Here is a 15,588-nt window from a genome sequence, read left to right on the forward strand (position 1 = left end):
CTCGGTCAGCATCTACAACCCCGAGAACGTCGCGGCCTATACGGACGCGATCGCCGCCCTCTATCGCGACGCGTGACCTGTCCCCGCCCCACGGAGCCGATCCGATGAAACTCAATGTCGCGATAACGATGAACGTGCAGCGCGACGCGACGCAGTCGATCTGGTACAACGGCGCGAACCAGCACTGCGTGTACCTGTACATGCTGCTGAAGCAATCGCCGTTGATCGGCGAGGTCTGGCTCGCGCACGACGACGGCATCACCGAGTATCCGCAGGCGCTGATGATGGACGCGTTCGGCGATGCGCTGCGGCCGCTGTCGGCCGTCATCCACCAGACCGACCTGCTGATCGAGATGAATGCGTTCGTCGACCCGTCGCACACGGACGCCGTGCGCCGGCGCGGCGGCAAGTGCGTGTCGTACCGCTTCGGCAACGACTACGTGATCGCGGTCGAGACGATCAACTTCGAGAAGAACGACTGGCGGCCGAACCCGAACCGCGTGCAGTTCGACGAGATCTGGACGAATCCGCAGCACATGCATACGTGCGCCGCGTATTTCCAGGCCGTGTACCGCGCGCCGGTGATCGAGCTGCCGCACATCTGGTCGCCGTATTTCATCGAGCGCAGCCTCGACGCGGATCCCGAGCTGAAAGCGCGCTTCGGCTATCGCAATCGCGGGCCGGCCAAGCGCATCGCGTTCTTCGAGCCGAACCTGAACGTCGTGAAGAGCGCGATCGTGCCGATGCTCGCCGCGAATGCGTGCTACGTCGAACATCCGGAGCTGGTCGAGCACGTGTACATGACCAACACGTTCGACAAGAAGGAAAACGTCGCCTTCAAGCATCTCGCGCTCGGGCTCGAGATGGTGCGAGACGGCAAGGCCACTGCCGACGTGCGCGCGCCGTTCGTCGCATGGGCCGCGCATCACACCGACATCGTCGTGTCGCACCACTGGGAAAACGGCCTCAACTACCTGCTGTACGACGCGCTGTACGGCAATTACCCGCTCGTGCACAACTCGCCGTTCCTGCGCGACGTCGGCTACTACTATCCGGACTTCGAGATCTTCGATGCCGCGCGCGCGATCACGACCGCCGCGCAGACGCACGACGCACGGCTCGACGACTACGCGGCAGCCGCCCGCCGCTGCCTGCATCGGGTCGACACGCTCGCCGAGCACAACGTCCGCGCCTATTCCACGCAGATCCAGCACCTGTTCGCCGGCCGCCCGCTCGGCTGAGTTCCTTCACGCGCGCCGGTTGCGTTACGCCAGTACCCGATCGCCGCTTTGCGCGGCGAACGCGCGGCCATGCCGCCGCCCCATGCGCGCGAGCACCGCGAAACAACGGGTTGCCGACCGGCCTGCCCCGCCCGATTGCCTGACGAGGCTGTCGGATACGCCGCGCGCGATCGCCGACTCGTCGCCGCACGCGCCGGCGATGACGCCCGCGTAATAGTGCCGCGCCGCGAGTTCGCGGCCGCCCGCGTCGAGGGGGCTCATCCGCTGAATGCGGCGCGCGACGATCGTCAGGCCATTCAGACAGGATGCGACGTCGAACGGCGCATCGGTCGATTCGGCGCCGAGTTGCCTCAGCATGTCGACCAGTTCGGCGATCGCGACCAGGTCGCGCGCATCGGCCGCCTGCGTGCCCGTTCCGCCTCCGGCTTTCGTTCCCGCCATGCCCACGCCCCTTTGCGATTCGTCCCGCTCCCGACGCACACGCCGCGCGCCGCCCTGCCCGTTCCCGCGGTCATGCGGCGGCCGGCGATCGCCATGAAAACCGGATGCCCTGCGCCCACGTGACGCCGGCATCCACGATGATCTGTCGGTCGGTCTCGCTTTCCACGCCTTCGACGACGACGTGCCGCGCACCTTCATGCGCAAACGCGATCAGCCGGCGGAACTGGTAGCGGCCGATCGCGTTGCGCTTGATCAGCGACAGGATCGAGCGGTCGAGCTTCACGATGTCGGGATTGCCGACCACCAGATTGTTCAATGCACTGAAGCCGACGCCGAAATCGTCGATCGCGATCCGGCACCCGGCCCGCTGGAAGCGGGACACGAACGACCGGCCGGCGACCGGGTTCAGCGGCCCCGTCTCCGTGATCTCGACCACCAGCCGCGCCGCCACCGACGGCTCGCGCTCGAGCCGCCTGAAAATCGCCAGCCACGCGTCGTCCACGACCGCGCTTGCCGCCGCGACGTTGCAACCGTATACGGCGCCCGGATCGGCGCGCAGCGCATCGATCGTGCGGCCAACCACCAGCCGGTCGAACCAACGCATCAGCCCGAGCGCTTCGAGGCGCGGCAGAAAGGCGAGCGGCGGCAGCGCATCGCGCTCGCCCCACCGCAGCCGCGCCAGGCATTCCTCGTACAGCACGCCGCCCGACAGGTCGGCGCGGCACACGGGCTCGCGCGCGAATCCGAGCCGGCTTTCGACGAAACTGCGCACCGACGCAAGATCGGGGTGATCGTCGGGTGCCCCGAACACGAGATCGATTTCGTTGCGATTCGCTTTCCGATTCGCCTCCTGGCGAGCTTCGACCGCATTCATCCGGCGCTCCGGCTAATGGCGAGCCGCCGATCGCGGCTCGACCTCAACACATAGGCGGAACGAGCCGACCTCGACGCGCTCCGCCGCCCACCCGGCCCATCCTGTATGTCGATTTTTTCCGGGGAGCGTACTGTTCGCTTCGGCGCCGTCAAATTCGATATTTTTACGCTATTCGATTATTTGAAATACACCACGCGTGCACGATACCGACAGTGCGACAGGTTACACAACGAGAATTGCAAGAACCCAAAATTCGAATCGTTTATCTTTTTCATCCAAACGGTTTTATCCGGATCGTCTTTTCCCGGATTTTCCCTCGGGCGAATCGGGACACCGCCGATTGTTCAGATAAATGCCGGTACCGCGAAGTGCCGCCCGCGCTCGATACGCCACTCGAAACATCGGTGTCCGAACATGCTGTCTCCTGCGCGAAACGTGCGCGAAACGTGCCGCCGCGCGCCATTCGATCATCGCAGCATTCAATTTTCACGTTTCAAACGACATTATTAAAATTCTAAACTGAATCAATCCTCGCCCAACCGATAATACCAATTTCAATTATATGAAGATTGTCGATTGAAACATATTTAACAATCCTTCCGACTTGTTAACCTATAAACTTGTTTTCGACGGACTTCCCTCGGAGCCGTCAATTTCGTGCCTTCGAAAACCGCCGAATCCATCGGGTTCGGCGGTTTCTTTTTTAACGGCACGATTTCGTCAGACATTAGGGCGGGACAAACCCGACGGCGGACGGCGGCGCAACGACCGTGCGCCGCGGCAACTCGGCGCTAGGCGGCCGGCGCGCCGATCAGGTTCGCGAGCAGCGCGTCGTACTCGGCGACGAGCGCCGGATTCGCCGACGTGTAACGGCCGAGGATCTCGCGCTGGCGCCGCGTATACGCTTGCCAGTCGTCGTCGTGCGTATGCAGCGCGCGCAGCAGCGCGTCGGCGCCCTGCTGCACGTCGTTGTCCGGATAGTAGTAGCCGAGATCGGGCGCGAGGCTCGCGTTGTGCACGAGCGGATAACCCTGCCAGCACACGTCGAAATAGAAATAGTTCAGCGGGTTCGACCATTGGTGCGACACGACGACATCGGTCAGGTCGGCCAGGAACAGCGGCGTGTCGAAGCGCCCGACGAAGCTCGCCTTGCCCGCGCGCACGATGTCCAGGTAATTCATCAGCATCACGAACTCGGGGCTGTCGTGCGCGAGGCGATCGGCGTTCGTCACGTGCGCGAAGCAGATCGCGTCGGGATCGCGGCGATACGCTTCGTCGATGATCAGCATCGGATACACGCAGAACTTCACGACGTCGTGGTTCGGCTCCATCACCGTGAGCCGCTTGCCGGGCTCGCTGCGCGGCCGGTATTCGCCGCGCTCGGGCAGCGACTGCGCGCGTTCGGTCAGGAACATCGGATCCCACACGAACGGCACGACGCGCCCCGGGCAGCGGCGCAGCGACTGCAGGAACGGCAGCGACGACGGCGCGATCTGCGGAATCGCCCATACCTCGTCGTAGCCGCGGTTGATGAACAGCGAATCCCACAGCCGACGGCCGAACAGGATCGACTCCATCACGTTGATGTACTCGACGCCGCAGCAATAGCTGACCAGCTTCACGCCGCGCGCTTTCAGATAGGCCGTCTGCTCGCCGTTGATCTGCCCGCCCAGCTCGATCACCACGTCGAGCGCATCCTTCATGTCCGCGAACGCGCGCGTGTCGTACACGTTGCGATCCCACGGCAGCGCGTCGGTGAGCGGCACGTCGGTCGTGTTGATCAGCGTCACGCGGTAGCCGTGCGGCGACGCCATCAGCAGCTTCGCGAGGAACAGCGCGTTCTGCTTGATGCCGTTGATCCACAGGCTTTCGTCGGGGGCACGCAATCCGATCGTGATACCGATGCGCAGGCCGGTCAGGACAGGAGACGTCATCGTCGGCGGGATGGAAGGTTGAACGGGGATGGCATCGCGCAGTGTAGCGCGCGAAGCGCCGCTCGCGTCAAGCGGCGGCAACCCGGCATTTTAGCGGAGGCAGCCGGCCGCACACTGTCAGGGATGGTCAGCGCGTGGCCGGGCCGGGCCCATCCGTCCGACCGTTATGCGATACTCGTGCCGCCCGGCGGCCGGTTTTCCCGGGACACTCCGGCGGCGGCACGCTGCGCCGCCGCACCACGATCGAAACCAGGGCACACAGAATGGACCACGATGCCGCGCAAGGCCTCCAGGCCAGCCAGAACGAACCGGGGCGGCGCTCGCAGGAAAGCGTATCCGGATGGCGTGCCGAGCCGAAGAACGCCCCGCGCATCGTGTGCGCGCTGCCCCGCGTTCGAAACGCGCGATGATCGTCCTCAGTCATTTCAGCCAGCACGCGCCCGCGAGCCTCGATAACCACCGCTGGTACGCGCAGACGCATGGCTATCGTCACGAGATCGTCGACGCATCCGGCATGCCGCAAGCGCTGCCGTTGCGGCCGCTGCATCGCTACGAGTCGCTGCTCCACGTGCTGCGCGGCGCGCAACCCGGCGAACTCGTGCTGCTGCTCAGCGAAGACGCGGCGATCATCGAACCCGTCGCGCTCGATCGCCTGATGGCCGGACGCGACATGCTGCTCGTCGACGCATTCGCATCGCCGCTGCCGCAAGTCGACGTGCAGATCTGGCGCAACACACCGGACGTGCGCGCGATCGCGATGCGGCTCGTGCAGCGCTGCAAGCTCGGCAGCGAGCCGAGGCTGACGTCGGAAGCCGCGCTCTTCGCGGAGCTCGATACGCATCGCTACATGACGCCGATCGACGGGCTGTACGCGGTCATGCCGTCCGGCCCCGATCTCGATCCGATGTGGAGCCGCGAACCGACGTTCGCGATCAGCATCGACGACACGCCGCACGATCCCGAACGGAAAGGCGCGACGCCGCGCTTTCGCGACACGCTCGTCGCGTACGTCGATCGCTGCCGCGCTGCCGGCCGGCCGATGTTCGCGTTCGATCACGACGCCGTAGCGCCCGACGAAGCCGCCGAGCGCAGCACGTACAACCCCGGCCGCCCGATTGCGTTGATGATGCTGTACACGCCGAACATCGGCAGCTATGCACGCGTGGCCGAACGGAATGTCCGCCGCTACTGCGACGCGCACGGCTACACGCTCTACGTGCATCGCGACATTCCCGCCGAGATCGGGCTGAACGCCACGGGCAACTGGTTCAAGCCGTGGCTGCTGCACGCCTATCTGCAACATCACGAATGGGTCGTGTGGCTCGATGCCGACGTGCTGATCGCGAACCGGCAGCAACCGCTGGAACCGCTGCTCGAAGGGCGCGACTGGCTGCTCGCGCAGGACCTCGGCCAGTGGGCGTTCAATTCGGGCGTGATGGCGTTCCGCCGCACCGAACGCAACGACGCGATGCTGCGCGACCTGATGACGACGATCGCCGCGCTGCACGACCGCTCGAGCGTCTATGCGAGTGATGGCGACCAGTTGCATTTCATTCGCGCGATGGAGCGCGACGGACAATTGCAACGCGAAGGCGTGGCCGATCTCGTCAGCCTCAACACGCCCTGGCTGTTTCGCCGTGCGGACAGCTACATCGTGCACTACTACGGCATGTGGTCCACGATGCGGGCGCTGATGATGGCGCACGACGACGGGCTGCTGCCCTGACGCAGCAACGTCGTCGATCGGCAAACCCGACGCGACGGCCGGATTCAACCGGCCGGCGCGTCGTCGCATCGGTTGCCGTCGTCAGATCGCCGTGATCGTCGGCGCGACGGCCGCAGGGTCGGTGATGCTCGGCTTGCCGGTCTCGACGTGCCCCGCGATGCGGCGCACCCAGCCGGCATTGCCCGCCACCGCGAACTGCAGGTCGTACCAGTGGCTGCTGCACGACAGATCCCAGTGCGCTTCGATGCGCTGGCCGGCCGGAACCGTCAGCGTGCGCGCCGCGCCGCCGTACGCGACATCGGTCGCCGTGACCGTCATCGGGCTGGCGCCCGCATTGGCGATCGTCACGTAAACATCGCCATTCGCGGTGTCGTAGCACGGCGTGATTTCAGGCTTGGCCGCCGCATCGGCGGCCGCCGACCCCGCGAAGCGCCGGAAATAACCGTTCGGCCCCCACACGCTCACCAGATAGTTGCCGTTCGCATCGAGCGCCCACGTATCGGTCAACTGCTTGCCGGCCTCGACCGTATAGCGGCGCGGCATCGCAGTGGGGTCTCCCGTATAGACCCAGAAGTGCGCGCCCTGCGTGCCGGTATTCGCGAACGTCAGCGCGTAGCCTTGCGCCTGCAACTGGCCGGTGACATGCAATTCGTACGGCAGCGCACGCGCCGGCCGCGTACCCGGTTCCTGCGCGGTCACGACCTGCTGCGCGGTGCTGGCCGGCGCGGTCTGCGACGATGCGCGCGAGCATTGCAGGTCGGCCTGCGCGACATAGGCCTGCGTGCTCGGCAGGGTCGGCAGCGTCGCGTCCGATTTCGAGAAGTCGAGCGCCGACGTCAAGTCGCCGCAGATCGCGCGACGCCACGGCGAAATGTTGGTTTCCATCACGCCGAAGCGCTTCTCGATGAATTGCAGCACCGACGTGTGATCGAACACCTGCGAGCACACGAAGCCGCCCTTCGACCACGGCGACACGACGAACATCGGCACGCGCGGGCCGAGACCGTACGGCAGGTTGTCGGCCGTATAAGTGCCGGCTTGCGTCGAAGTCACGACGTTGTGCCGCTCGAGCGACACGTCGACGGTGCTCATGCCGGAGCCCGGCAGCGTCGGCGCCGACGGCGGCACGACATGGTCGAAGAAGCCGTCGTTCTCGTCGTACATGATCAGCAGGACCGTCTTGCTCCACACGTCCGGATTGGACGTCAGCGCATCGAGGATCGTCGACAGGTAGTACGCGCCGTACAGCGGCGTGAATTTCGGATGCTCCGAATATGCGGCGGGCGGCAGCAGCCACGATACTTGCGGCAGCGCATTCGCCTGCACGTCGGCCTTCAACTGCGTGATCGGACGCGTGCTCATCCCGCGCGTCTGCAGCGACGAACCGGCCGGCGCATTCACGAAGTTGCTGAAGCACGCCAGCATATTGGTGCCGTAGTTGCCGGTGAAGTTGTCGAACCCGGTGCCCTGCTGGTAGATCTGCCACGAGATGCCGGCTTTTTCGAGCCGTTCCGGGTAGGTCGTCCAGTTGAAGGGCGGCAGCTGGACCTTGTCGAACTGGTTGTCGATGTAGTCGGTGTTGTCGAGCAACGGGCCGCCGCCCGTGCCGAGCGGATCGACCATGCCCGTCATCAGGTACATGCGGTTCGGGTGCGTGTTGCCCGGGATCGAGCAGAAGTAGTTGTCGCACACCGTGAACGCATCCGCGAGCGCGTAGTGGAACGGGATGTCGTCGCGAACGTGATAGCCCATCGTCATGTTCGACTTCTGCACGGCCCACTGGTCCGCGCGGCCGTTGTCGATCGCGCCGTGCGTCGTCGCCCACGTGTGCGGCAGGCCGCCGATACATTGCGCGTTGACGCCCGGATTGGTCGTGTCGTAGCGGAACGGTGCGATCACGCTCGACTTGTCTTCCTGGCGCGGCTGGAACCACACCGGCTTGCCGTTCGGCAGCGTCACGGGGAACCGGTCGTTGTAGCCGCGCACGCCGCTCAGATGACCGAGGTAATGGTCGAACGAGCGGTTCTCCTGCATGAACACGACGATGTGCTGCACATCCTGGATCGTGCCCGTCACGGTGTTCGGCTCGATCGCCAGCGCCTTGCGGATCGATTCCGGAAGCAGTGCGGTGGCGGCGGTCGCGCCGGCGAGGCCGGCCGAGAACTTCAGAAAATCGCGTCGCGAATGGATGGCCATGCTGGTTGCTCTTGATGGGTTTTCTGGAGGGAACGGCCGGTATCAGGAAGCGGGCGACGAAGCAGGTGCGGTGAAACCCGGCGGGCAGCGCATCTGCGCGGTGGCGACCACGGCGCCGCCGCACGCGGCCTTCTGCTGCGCGACGGGCGCGGCGGGTGCGGTCAGGTCGTCGTTGCAGGCGCCGAGCAGGGCGGTCAGCGCGATCAGGCCGGCGACCGCGAAAGGCCGTAGGGCCGACGTTCGCATAACGGTTCTCCGTGAGGATGACGACGTGACGCAGGCGCGAACGCCGCGCCGGTCATATCGACGCCGAGATGCTATGTTCGACTTGTTACACGACGGTGTCGAGTGGCGGGAAGATCGAGGTGCCCGCAACGCGCGGCGCGCGGGGATGTGGCGGGAACAGCGGAGTTCGTAAGTATTTCGAAAGATTTGCGCGAATCACGCGTACTGCTTCGTGCGTCCTCGATACCGACGCCGCGCTGTCGCGACGACGGCGAATGACGAAATGCTTTCGTGCGAGCCGGCCGCCGCAGCAACCGGCCCGCGTATGGTCGCAAGACCCGCTCAGCCTTCCGCCATCATCAGCAACTGCGCACCGTCCGCGACCTGGTCGCCGACGCCGTACAGCACTTCCGCGACGACGCCCGCGCGCGGCGCGCCGATCGTGTGTTCCATCTTCATCGCTTCCATCACGATCAGCGGCGTGCCGGCTTCGACCTTCTGGCCCGGCTCGACCAGCACCGCGATCACCTTGCCGGGCATCGGCGCCGTCAGGCGGCCGCCGCCCTGCTCCGCGTCGCCTGCATGCGCGAGCAGGTTGCGCCATTCGAACGTCTCGGCCGCGCCCTGCGTGAACACATGGAACGTGTCGCCGTCCGCATAGACGCGGCCGCTGCCGCGCACGCCGCCGAGCGTCACGTCGAAATCGAGCGGCGTGGCGCCGCGCGTCCATACGAACGGTTGCGCGGCCGCGTCGCCGATCGCGATGCGCGTGCCGTCGCCGTCGTCCTCGTACGTCACCGTCACGTCCGCTTCGCGATCGGGCGCGTGCCATGCGAGCGTGCGGCGATAGCCGCCGTTCAGCCGCCAGTCCGGCAGCGCGCTCCACGGCGATGCGGCCTGCGTTGCCCCGCGTTCGCGGGCAAGCAGCGCCGCGCATGCGAGTGCGAGCGCCGCACGCGGCGGCTGTTGCGGCGCGAACAGCGCATCGTGATTGCGTTCGATCAGGCCCGTGTCGAGATCGGCCGTCGCGAACGGCTCGCATGCGACGATCCGCTGAAGGAACGCGGCGTTCGTATGCAGGCCGACCACCTCGCACGCGCGCAGCGCACGCAGCATCAGGCCCAGCGCTTCCGCGCGGTCCGCGCCGTGGACGATCAGCTTCGCGATCATCGGATCGTAGAACGGCGTGATCGCATCGCCTTCGCGCACGCCGCTGTCGATGCGCACCGCCGCGCCGATGTCGAACTCGACGCCGGCCGGCAGCCGCAGGTGCTTCAACGTGCCCGTCGACGGCAGGAAGCCGCGCGCGGGGTTCTCCGCGTAAAGGCGTGCCTCGAGCGCATGGCCCCGTACGCACAACGCCTCCTGCTTCAGCGGCAGCGGCTCGCCCGCCGCGACGCGCAGTTGCCATTCGACGAGATCGAGCCCCGTGACCATCTCGGTGACCGGATGCTCGACCTGCAGGCGCGTGTTCATCTCCATGAAGTAGAACGCGTCGCCCGTCATGATGAATTCGACGGTGCCCGCGCCGACATAGCCGACCGCGCGCGCGGCCGCGACGGCCGCTTCGCCCATCGCCTGGCGCACGTCGTCGTGCAGCCCCGGCGCCGGCGCTTCCTCGAGCACCTTCTGGTGACGGCGCTGCACCGAGCAGTCGCGGTCGAACAGGTACACGGTATTGCCGTGCGTGTCGCCGAACACCTGCACTTCGACGTGGCGCGGACGCGTCAGGTATTTCTCGATCAGCACGCGATCGTTGCCGAAGCTGCTCGCGGCTTCGCGCTGGCACGACGCGAGCGCCGCCGGGAAATCGTCGGAGCGCTCGACCACGCGCATCCCCTTGCCGCCACCGCCCGCGCTCGCCTTCAGCAGCACCGGATAGCCGATCCCGTCGGCCTCGCGATGCAGCCTGGCCGCGTCCTGGTCGTCGCCGTGATAGCCGGGCACGAGCGGCACGGCGGCCGCGTGCATCAGCGCCTTGGCGGCCGCCTTCGATCCCATCGCTGCGATGGCGTCGACCGGCGGCCCGATGAATACGATGCCGGCCGCCTCGCATGCATGCGCGAAATCTTCGTTCTCCGACAGAAATCCATAGCCGGGGTGAATCGCCTGCGCGCCGGTCGCTCGCGCGGCTTCGATGATGCGCTCGATGCGCAGGTAGCTGTCTGCCGCGGCCGCGCCGCCGATGTGCACGGCTTCGTCGCATGCGGCCACGTGTTTCGCATTCGCGTCCGCGTCGGAATAGACGGCGACGCTCGCGATCCCGAGACGTTTGCACGTCGCGGCGACGCGGCACGCGATTTCGCCGCGGTTGGCGATCAGAATCTTGTCGAACATGGCTTCGATGTCGTCCGGAAGGTTGGGGTCACGCGATCATTCACGCCACGACGGCGTGCGCTTTTCGAGGAAGGACGCGATCCCTTCTCGCGCTTCCGCGCCGGCGCGGGTCTGCGCGATCCAGTCGGCGGTCTGCTCGATCAGCGTCGCGTCGAGCGCGCGGCCGGCCACGTCGGCGACGAGTCGCTTGCACGCCCTCACCGCGTCGGGGCCGTTCGCGACGAGCGTCGCGGCCAGCTTCGCGACCGTTTCGTCGAGCGCGTCGGCCGGCACCGCATCGTGAATGAAGCCGAGCGACGCGGCACGCGTGCTGTCGAACACCTCGGCCGTCGCGAAGTAGCGGCGCGCCGCGCGCTCGCCCATCGCACGGACGACGTACGGCGCGATCGTCGCGGGAATCAGCCCGAGCCGCGCTTCCGACAGGCAGAACTTCACGCCGTCGGCGGCGATCGCAATGTCGGCCGCCGCGACGAGGCCCACGCCGCCCGCATACGCATCGCCATGCACGCGCGCGATCACCGGCTTGCCGCAGCGATAAATCGCTTCGAGCATCCGCGCGAGCTTGCGTGCATCGGCGCGGTTCTCGTCGGCCGAGTAACCGGCCATCTTCTTCATCCAGTTCAGATCCGCGCCCGCGCAGAATGCCGCCCCTTCCGCGGCGAGCACGATCGCGCGCACGCCTTGGTGCGCGTCGAGCCATTCGAACGCGGTGGTCAGCTCGGCGATCGTCGTCTCGTTGAACGCATTGCGCACGTCGGGCCGCGCGAGCGTGACGGTCGCCACGCGGCCGGCTTCGCTTACCTTGATCGTTTCGTATCGCATCGGTCTGTCCTCCCGGGCGTTACATGCGGAACACGCCGAAGCGCGTGTCGTCGATCGGCGCGTTCATCGACGCGGCAAGGCCGAGCCCGAGCACGTCGCGCGTCTGCGCGGGATCGATCACGCCGTCGTCCCACAGCCGCGCGCTCGCATAATACGGATGGCCCTGGCGCTCGTACTGGTCGCGGATCGGCTGCTTGAACGCGTCCTCTTCCTCGGCCGACCACGACCCGCCCTTCGCTTCGATGCCGTCGCGGCGCACGGTCGCGAGCACCGACGCCGCCTGTTCGCCGCCCATCACCGAGATGCGGGCGTTCGGCCACATCCACAGGAAGCGCGGGCCGAACGCGCGGCCGCACATCCCGTAGTTGCCGGCGCCGAACGAGCCGCCGATGATCACCGTGAATTTCGGCACCTTCGCATTCGACACGGCCGTCACCATCTTCGCGCCATGCCGCGCGATGCCTTCGTTCTCGTACTTGCGTCCGACCATGAAGCCCGTGATGTTCTGCAGGAACACGAGCGGAATCTTGCGCTGGCAGCACAGCTCGATGAAATGCGCACCCTTCACCGCCGATTCGGAGAACAGGATGCCGTTGTTCGCGACGATCCCGACCGGATGGCCCCAGATGTGCGCGAAACCGGTGACGAGCGTCGTGCCGAAGCGTGCCTTGAATTCATCGAACTCCGAATCGTCGACGATTCGCGCGATCACTTCGCGCACGTCGAACGGCTTGCGCGTATCGACCGGGATCACGCCGTACAGGCTCTTCGCGTCGTAGCGCGGCGGCTTCGGCTCGCGCAGCGCGAGCGGCGGCGCGATCTTCGGTGCGAGATGGCCGACGATGGTGCGCGCGATCGACAACGCGTGCGCGTCGTTCTGCGCGAGATGATCGGCCACGCCCGACAGGCGCGTGTGCACGTCGCCGCCGCCAAGATCCTCCGCGCTCACTTCCTCGCCGGTCGCGGCCTTCACGAGCGGCGGCCCGCCGAGGAAAATCGTGCCCTGGTCCTTCACGATGATCGACTCGTCGCTCATCGCCGGCACGTACGCGCCGCCGGCCGTGCACGAGCCCATCACGACCGCGATCTGCGCGATCCCCGCGGCCGACATCGTCGCCTGGTTGAAGAAGATGCGGCCGAAGTGATCGCGATCGGGAAACACGTCGTCCTGGTTCGGCAGGTTCGCGCCGCCCGAATCGACGAGATACACGCACGGCAGCCGGTTTTCCGCGGCGATTTCCTGCGCGCGCACGTGCTTCTTCACGGTGATCGGATAGTAGGTGCCGCCCTTGACCGTCGCGTCGTTGCACACGATCACGCATTCGCGGCCGGCGATGCGGCCGATCCCGGTGATGACGCCCGCGCCCGGCGCGTCGTCGTTGTACATGCCGTTCGCGGCGAGCTGCGACAGCTCGAGAAACGGCGCGCCCGGATCGAGCAGTTGCGCGATGCGCTCGCGCGGCAGCAGCTTGCCGCGCGCCAGGTGCTTGTCGCGCGCGGCCTGGCCGCCGCCCTGCGCGAGCTGTTCGATCTTCGCGCGCAGGTCGGCGACGACCGCCTCGAGCGCCGCGGCGTTCGCGCGGAAGTCTTCCGAACGCGGGTTCAGTTTCGATTCGATGATCGGCATCGACGGGGCTCCGTTCGGGTGGCGTGGGGCGTTACATCGTTTCCGCGAACAGCTCGCGGCCGATCAGCATCCGGCGGATCTCGCTCGTGCCGGCGCCGATCTCGTACAGCTTCGCATCGCGCCACAGGCGCCCGACCGGGTATTCGTTGATGTAGCCGTTGCCGCCGAGGATCTGGATCGCCTCGCCGGCCATCCACGTCGCCTTCTCGGCCGTGTAGAGGATCACGCCCGCGCAGTCCTTGCGCACCTGGCGAATGTGGTCGCTGCCCGCCGAGTCGAGATGGCGGCCCACTGCGTACAGGTACGCGCGGCACGCCTGGAACGTGGTGTACATGTCGGCGACCTTGCCCTGGATCAGCTGGAATTCGCCGATCGACTGGCCGAACTGCTTGCGGTCGTGGATATACGGCACCACCGCGTCGAGACACGCAGCCATGATGCCCGTCGGGCCGCCCGACAATACTGCGCGCTCGTAGTCGAGGCCGCTCATCAGCACCTTCACGCCGCCGTTCAGTTGGCCGAGGATGTTCTCTTCCGGCACTTCGACGTCCTGGAACACGAGCTCGCCCGTGTGCGAGCCGCGCATGCCGAGCTTGTCGAGCTTCTGCGCGACCGAGAAACCCTTCATCCCCTTCTCGACGATGAATGCCGTGATGCCGCGCGGGCCGGCTTCGACGTCCGTCTTCGCGTAGACGACGAGCGTGTCGCAATCGGGGCCGTTGGTGATCCACATCTTCGTGCCGTTGAGCACGTAGCGGTCGCCGCGCTTGTCCGCGCGCAGCTTCATGCTGACGACGTCGGAGCCGGCATTAGGCTCGCTCATCGCGAGCGCGCCGACGTGTTCGCCCGACACGAGCTTCGGCAGGTACTTCCGCTTTTGCGCGTCGGTGCCGTTGCGGTGGATCTGGTTCACGCACAGGTTCGAGTGCGCGCCGTACGACAGGCCGATCGACGCCGACGCGCGCGAGATCTCTTCCATCGCGACCATGTGCGCGGTGTAGCCCATGTTCGCGCCGCCGTATTCCTCGGAGACGGTCATGCCGAGCACGCCGAGATCGCCGAACTTCTTCCACAGATCCATCGGGAACTGGTCGGTGCGGTCGACCTCCGCCGCGCGCGGCGCGATTTCCTTCGCCGCAAACGTCGCGACGGCGTCGCGCAGCATCTCGATGTCTTCGCCGAGCATGAATTGCACGCCGGGCAGGTTGATCATGTCTCCTCCGTCTCCAGAAAGTGTGTCGCACCCACCGATTTCTGAGTTTTGCTCACATCGAATGAATACGCCGATTCATTGACCTATACAGCGGAAATTTTGCACAGTTTCGCGCCTCGCCGGGTTCGGCGTCAATAGTTTTCTGAGTGATACTCAGCTATCATGCGAGCATGACAGCCGCTCCCGCCGACACCATGACCGCCACCGCCAAAGCCGACCGCGCCGACACGCCGCGCGCACCCGCCGGGCGCAAATCCCAGCAGCGCGTGCAGGACATTCTGCGCGCCGGCCGGGAAGTGTTTGCCGAAAAAGGTTACGAGCATGCGACGGCCGCCGAGATCGCCCAGCGCGTGGGCGTGTCGGAGGCGACGGTGTTCAGCTATTTCCGAGGCAAGCGCGAGCTGTGCGCGCGCGTGATCGCCGACTGGTACGACGAAATCATCGCCGCGTTCGAGCACGGGATGCCGCGGGACGCGTCGGTGCAGCAGCAGTTCGCGTTCATCGTGCGCACGCACCTGCGGCTGATGCTCGTGAACGGCACGGGATTGTGCGCGCTGGTGCTGTCGGAAGGCCGCGCGAAGCAGCATGCGCTGAGCGACGAACTCACCGCGCTGCAGCGCCGCTACACGGCGCCGCTGATGGACGTGCTCGCGCGCGGCCAGGCGGCCGGGCAGGTTCGCGCGGATCTGCCGCTCAGCCTGCTGCGCTCGATGGTGTTCGGGCCGATCGAGCACGTGCTGTGGGACGCGATCCTCGGGCACCGCAAGCTCGATACGGAAACGACGGCCACGCAGTTGATCGACATGCTGTGGGCCGCCGTGCAGCCGCCGGCGCCGGAACAGGCGGCGCTCGTGCGCTTCAGGAACGAAGTGGCCGAAGCCGTGCGGCGGCTGGAAGGGCAAGCGTCACGCGCGTGACGCCGTCTGGCAGCGCGGCTGCCGCCCCGCCGCGG

General features: G+C 66.5%; 12 protein-coding genes. 3 read left to right on the plus strand and 9 right to left on the minus strand.

Annotated features, from left to right (window positions below):
* Positions 1 to 104: 104 nt before the first annotated feature.
* Positions 105 to 1,241 carry a DUF2827 family protein gene (locus WT24_RS15480; protein ID WP_060034572.1) on the plus strand — a complete coding sequence of 379 codons (1,137 nt, stop codon included), beginning with the start codon at positions 105 to 107 and terminating at the stop codon, positions 1,239 to 1,241.
* A 24-nt stretch (positions 1,242 to 1,265) separates the two neighbouring features.
* Here WT24_RS15480 and WT24_RS15485 read toward each other — a convergent pair whose 3' ends face one another.
* From WT24_RS15485 to WT24_RS15495, 3 genes are all read right to left on the minus strand, one after another.
* The gene (locus WT24_RS15485) at positions 1,266 to 1,682 is read right to left on the minus strand and encodes a hypothetical protein (protein ID WP_059789246.1); all 417 of its coding nucleotides are present in this window, start codon (positions 1,680 to 1,682) and stop codon (positions 1,266 to 1,268) included.
* 70 nt (positions 1,683 to 1,752) lie between these two features.
* On the minus strand, positions 1,753 to 2,556 hold the full coding sequence (locus WT24_RS15490) for an EAL domain-containing protein (RefSeq protein ID WP_034204160.1): 804 nt from the start codon (positions 2,554 to 2,556) through the stop codon (positions 1,753 to 1,755).
* Positions 2,557 to 3,347: 791 nt separating this feature from the next.
* A complete protein-coding gene (locus WT24_RS15495; protein WP_059789247.1) occupies positions 3,348 to 4,490 on the minus strand; it encodes a DUF2827 domain-containing protein in 1,143 nt (380 codons plus the stop codon).
* 406 nt (positions 4,491 to 4,896) lie between these two features.
* Here WT24_RS15495 and WT24_RS15500 point away from each other — a divergent pair, with 406 nt between their 5' ends.
* On the plus strand, positions 4,897 to 6,216 hold the full coding sequence (locus WT24_RS15500; RefSeq protein WP_179949355.1) for a galactosyl transferase GMA12/MNN10 domain protein: 1,320 nt from the start codon (positions 4,897 to 4,899) through the stop codon (positions 6,214 to 6,216).
* Positions 6,217 to 6,297: 81 nt separating this feature from the next.
* Here the strand turns inward: WT24_RS15500 and WT24_RS15505 are convergent, their stop codons facing one another.
* The 6 genes from WT24_RS15505 to WT24_RS15530 all read right to left on the minus strand — a co-directional run bounded on the left by WT24_RS15505 (position 6,298) and on the right by WT24_RS15530 (position 14,636).
* Entirely contained in the window at positions 6,298 to 8,412 is a 2,115-nt protein-coding gene (locus WT24_RS15505; RefSeq protein ID WP_060034577.1) for a phosphocholine-specific phospholipase C, read from the minus strand.
* A 42-nt stretch (positions 8,413 to 8,454) separates the two neighbouring features.
* Entirely contained in the window at positions 8,455 to 8,658 is a 204-nt protein-coding gene (locus tag WT24_RS15510) for a hypothetical protein (RefSeq protein WP_034204156.1), read from the minus strand.
* A 321-nt stretch (positions 8,659 to 8,979) separates the two neighbouring features.
* Positions 8,980 to 10,974 (minus strand): acetyl/propionyl/methylcrotonyl-CoA carboxylase subunit alpha, encoded by a 1,995-nt coding sequence (locus WT24_RS15515; protein ID WP_060034580.1) that lies wholly within the window; start codon positions 10,972 to 10,974, stop codon positions 8,980 to 8,982.
* A 36-nt stretch (positions 10,975 to 11,010) separates the two neighbouring features.
* Entirely contained in the window at positions 11,011 to 11,796 is a 786-nt protein-coding gene (locus tag WT24_RS15520; protein WP_059789251.1) for an enoyl-CoA hydratase/isomerase family protein, read from the minus strand.
* A gap of 19 nt (positions 11,797 to 11,815) precedes the next feature.
* The gene (locus WT24_RS15525) at positions 11,816 to 13,423 is read right to left on the minus strand and encodes a carboxyl transferase domain-containing protein (RefSeq protein WP_060034583.1); all 1,608 of its coding nucleotides are present in this window, start codon (positions 13,421 to 13,423) and stop codon (positions 11,816 to 11,818) included.
* A 31-nt stretch (positions 13,424 to 13,454) separates the two neighbouring features.
* Positions 13,455 to 14,636: an isovaleryl-CoA dehydrogenase gene (locus WT24_RS15530; RefSeq protein ID WP_059500569.1), complete on the minus strand. Its 1,182-nt coding sequence runs from the start codon at positions 14,634 to 14,636 to the stop codon at positions 13,455 to 13,457.
* Between the two features lie 170 nt (positions 14,637 to 14,806).
* Between WT24_RS15530 and WT24_RS15535 the strand changes: the two genes are divergently transcribed.
* Positions 14,807 to 15,553 carry a TetR/AcrR family transcriptional regulator gene (locus WT24_RS15535; protein ID WP_059782859.1) on the plus strand — a complete coding sequence of 249 codons (747 nt, stop codon included), beginning with the start codon at positions 14,807 to 14,809 and terminating at the stop codon, positions 15,551 to 15,553.
* Positions 15,554 to 15,588: the final 35 nt, after the last annotated feature.

It is taken from the genome of Burkholderia sp. MSMB1078WGS (assembly GCF_001528895.1).
In the GTDB taxonomy this organism is placed as follows: Bacteria; Pseudomonadota; Gammaproteobacteria; order Burkholderiales; family Burkholderiaceae; genus Burkholderia.

Coding starts and splice junctions, on each gene's coding strand:
- WT24_RS15510 (WP_034204156.1), bottom strand. CDS start 8,658: ATGCGAACGTCGGCCCTACGGCCTTTCGCGGTCGCCGGCCTGATCGCG.
- WT24_RS15495 (WP_059789247.1), bottom strand. CDS start 4,490: ATGACGTCTCCTGTCCTGACCGGCCTGCGCATCGGTATCACGATCGGA.
- WT24_RS15520 (WP_059789251.1), bottom strand. CDS start 11,796: ATGCGATACGAAACGATCAAGGTAAGCGAAGCCGGCCGCGTGGCGACC.
- WT24_RS15480 (WP_060034572.1), top strand. CDS start 105: ATGAAACTCAATGTCGCGATAACGATGAACGTGCAGCGCGACGCGACG.
- WT24_RS15535 (WP_059782859.1), top strand. CDS start 14,807: ATGACAGCCGCTCCCGCCGACACCATGACCGCCACCGCCAAAGCCGAC.
- WT24_RS15530 (WP_059500569.1), bottom strand. CDS start 14,636: ATGATCAACCTGCCCGGCGTGCAATTCATGCTCGGCGAAGACATCGAG.
- WT24_RS15500 (WP_179949355.1), top strand. CDS start 4,897: ATGATCGTCCTCAGTCATTTCAGCCAGCACGCGCCCGCGAGCCTCGAT.
- WT24_RS15505 (WP_060034577.1), bottom strand. CDS start 8,412: ATGGCCATCCATTCGCGACGCGATTTTCTGAAGTTCTCGGCCGGCCTC.
- WT24_RS15485 (WP_059789246.1), bottom strand. CDS start 1,682: ATGGCGGGAACGAAAGCCGGAGGCGGAACGGGCACGCAGGCGGCCGAT.
- WT24_RS15515 (WP_060034580.1), bottom strand. CDS start 10,974: ATGTTCGACAAGATTCTGATCGCCAACCGCGGCGAAATCGCGTGCCGC.
- WT24_RS15490 (WP_034204160.1), bottom strand. CDS start 2,556: ATGAATGCGGTCGAAGCTCGCCAGGAGGCGAATCGGAAAGCGAATCGC.
- WT24_RS15525 (WP_060034583.1), bottom strand. CDS start 13,423: ATGCCGATCATCGAATCGAAACTGAACCCGCGTTCGGAAGACTTCCGC.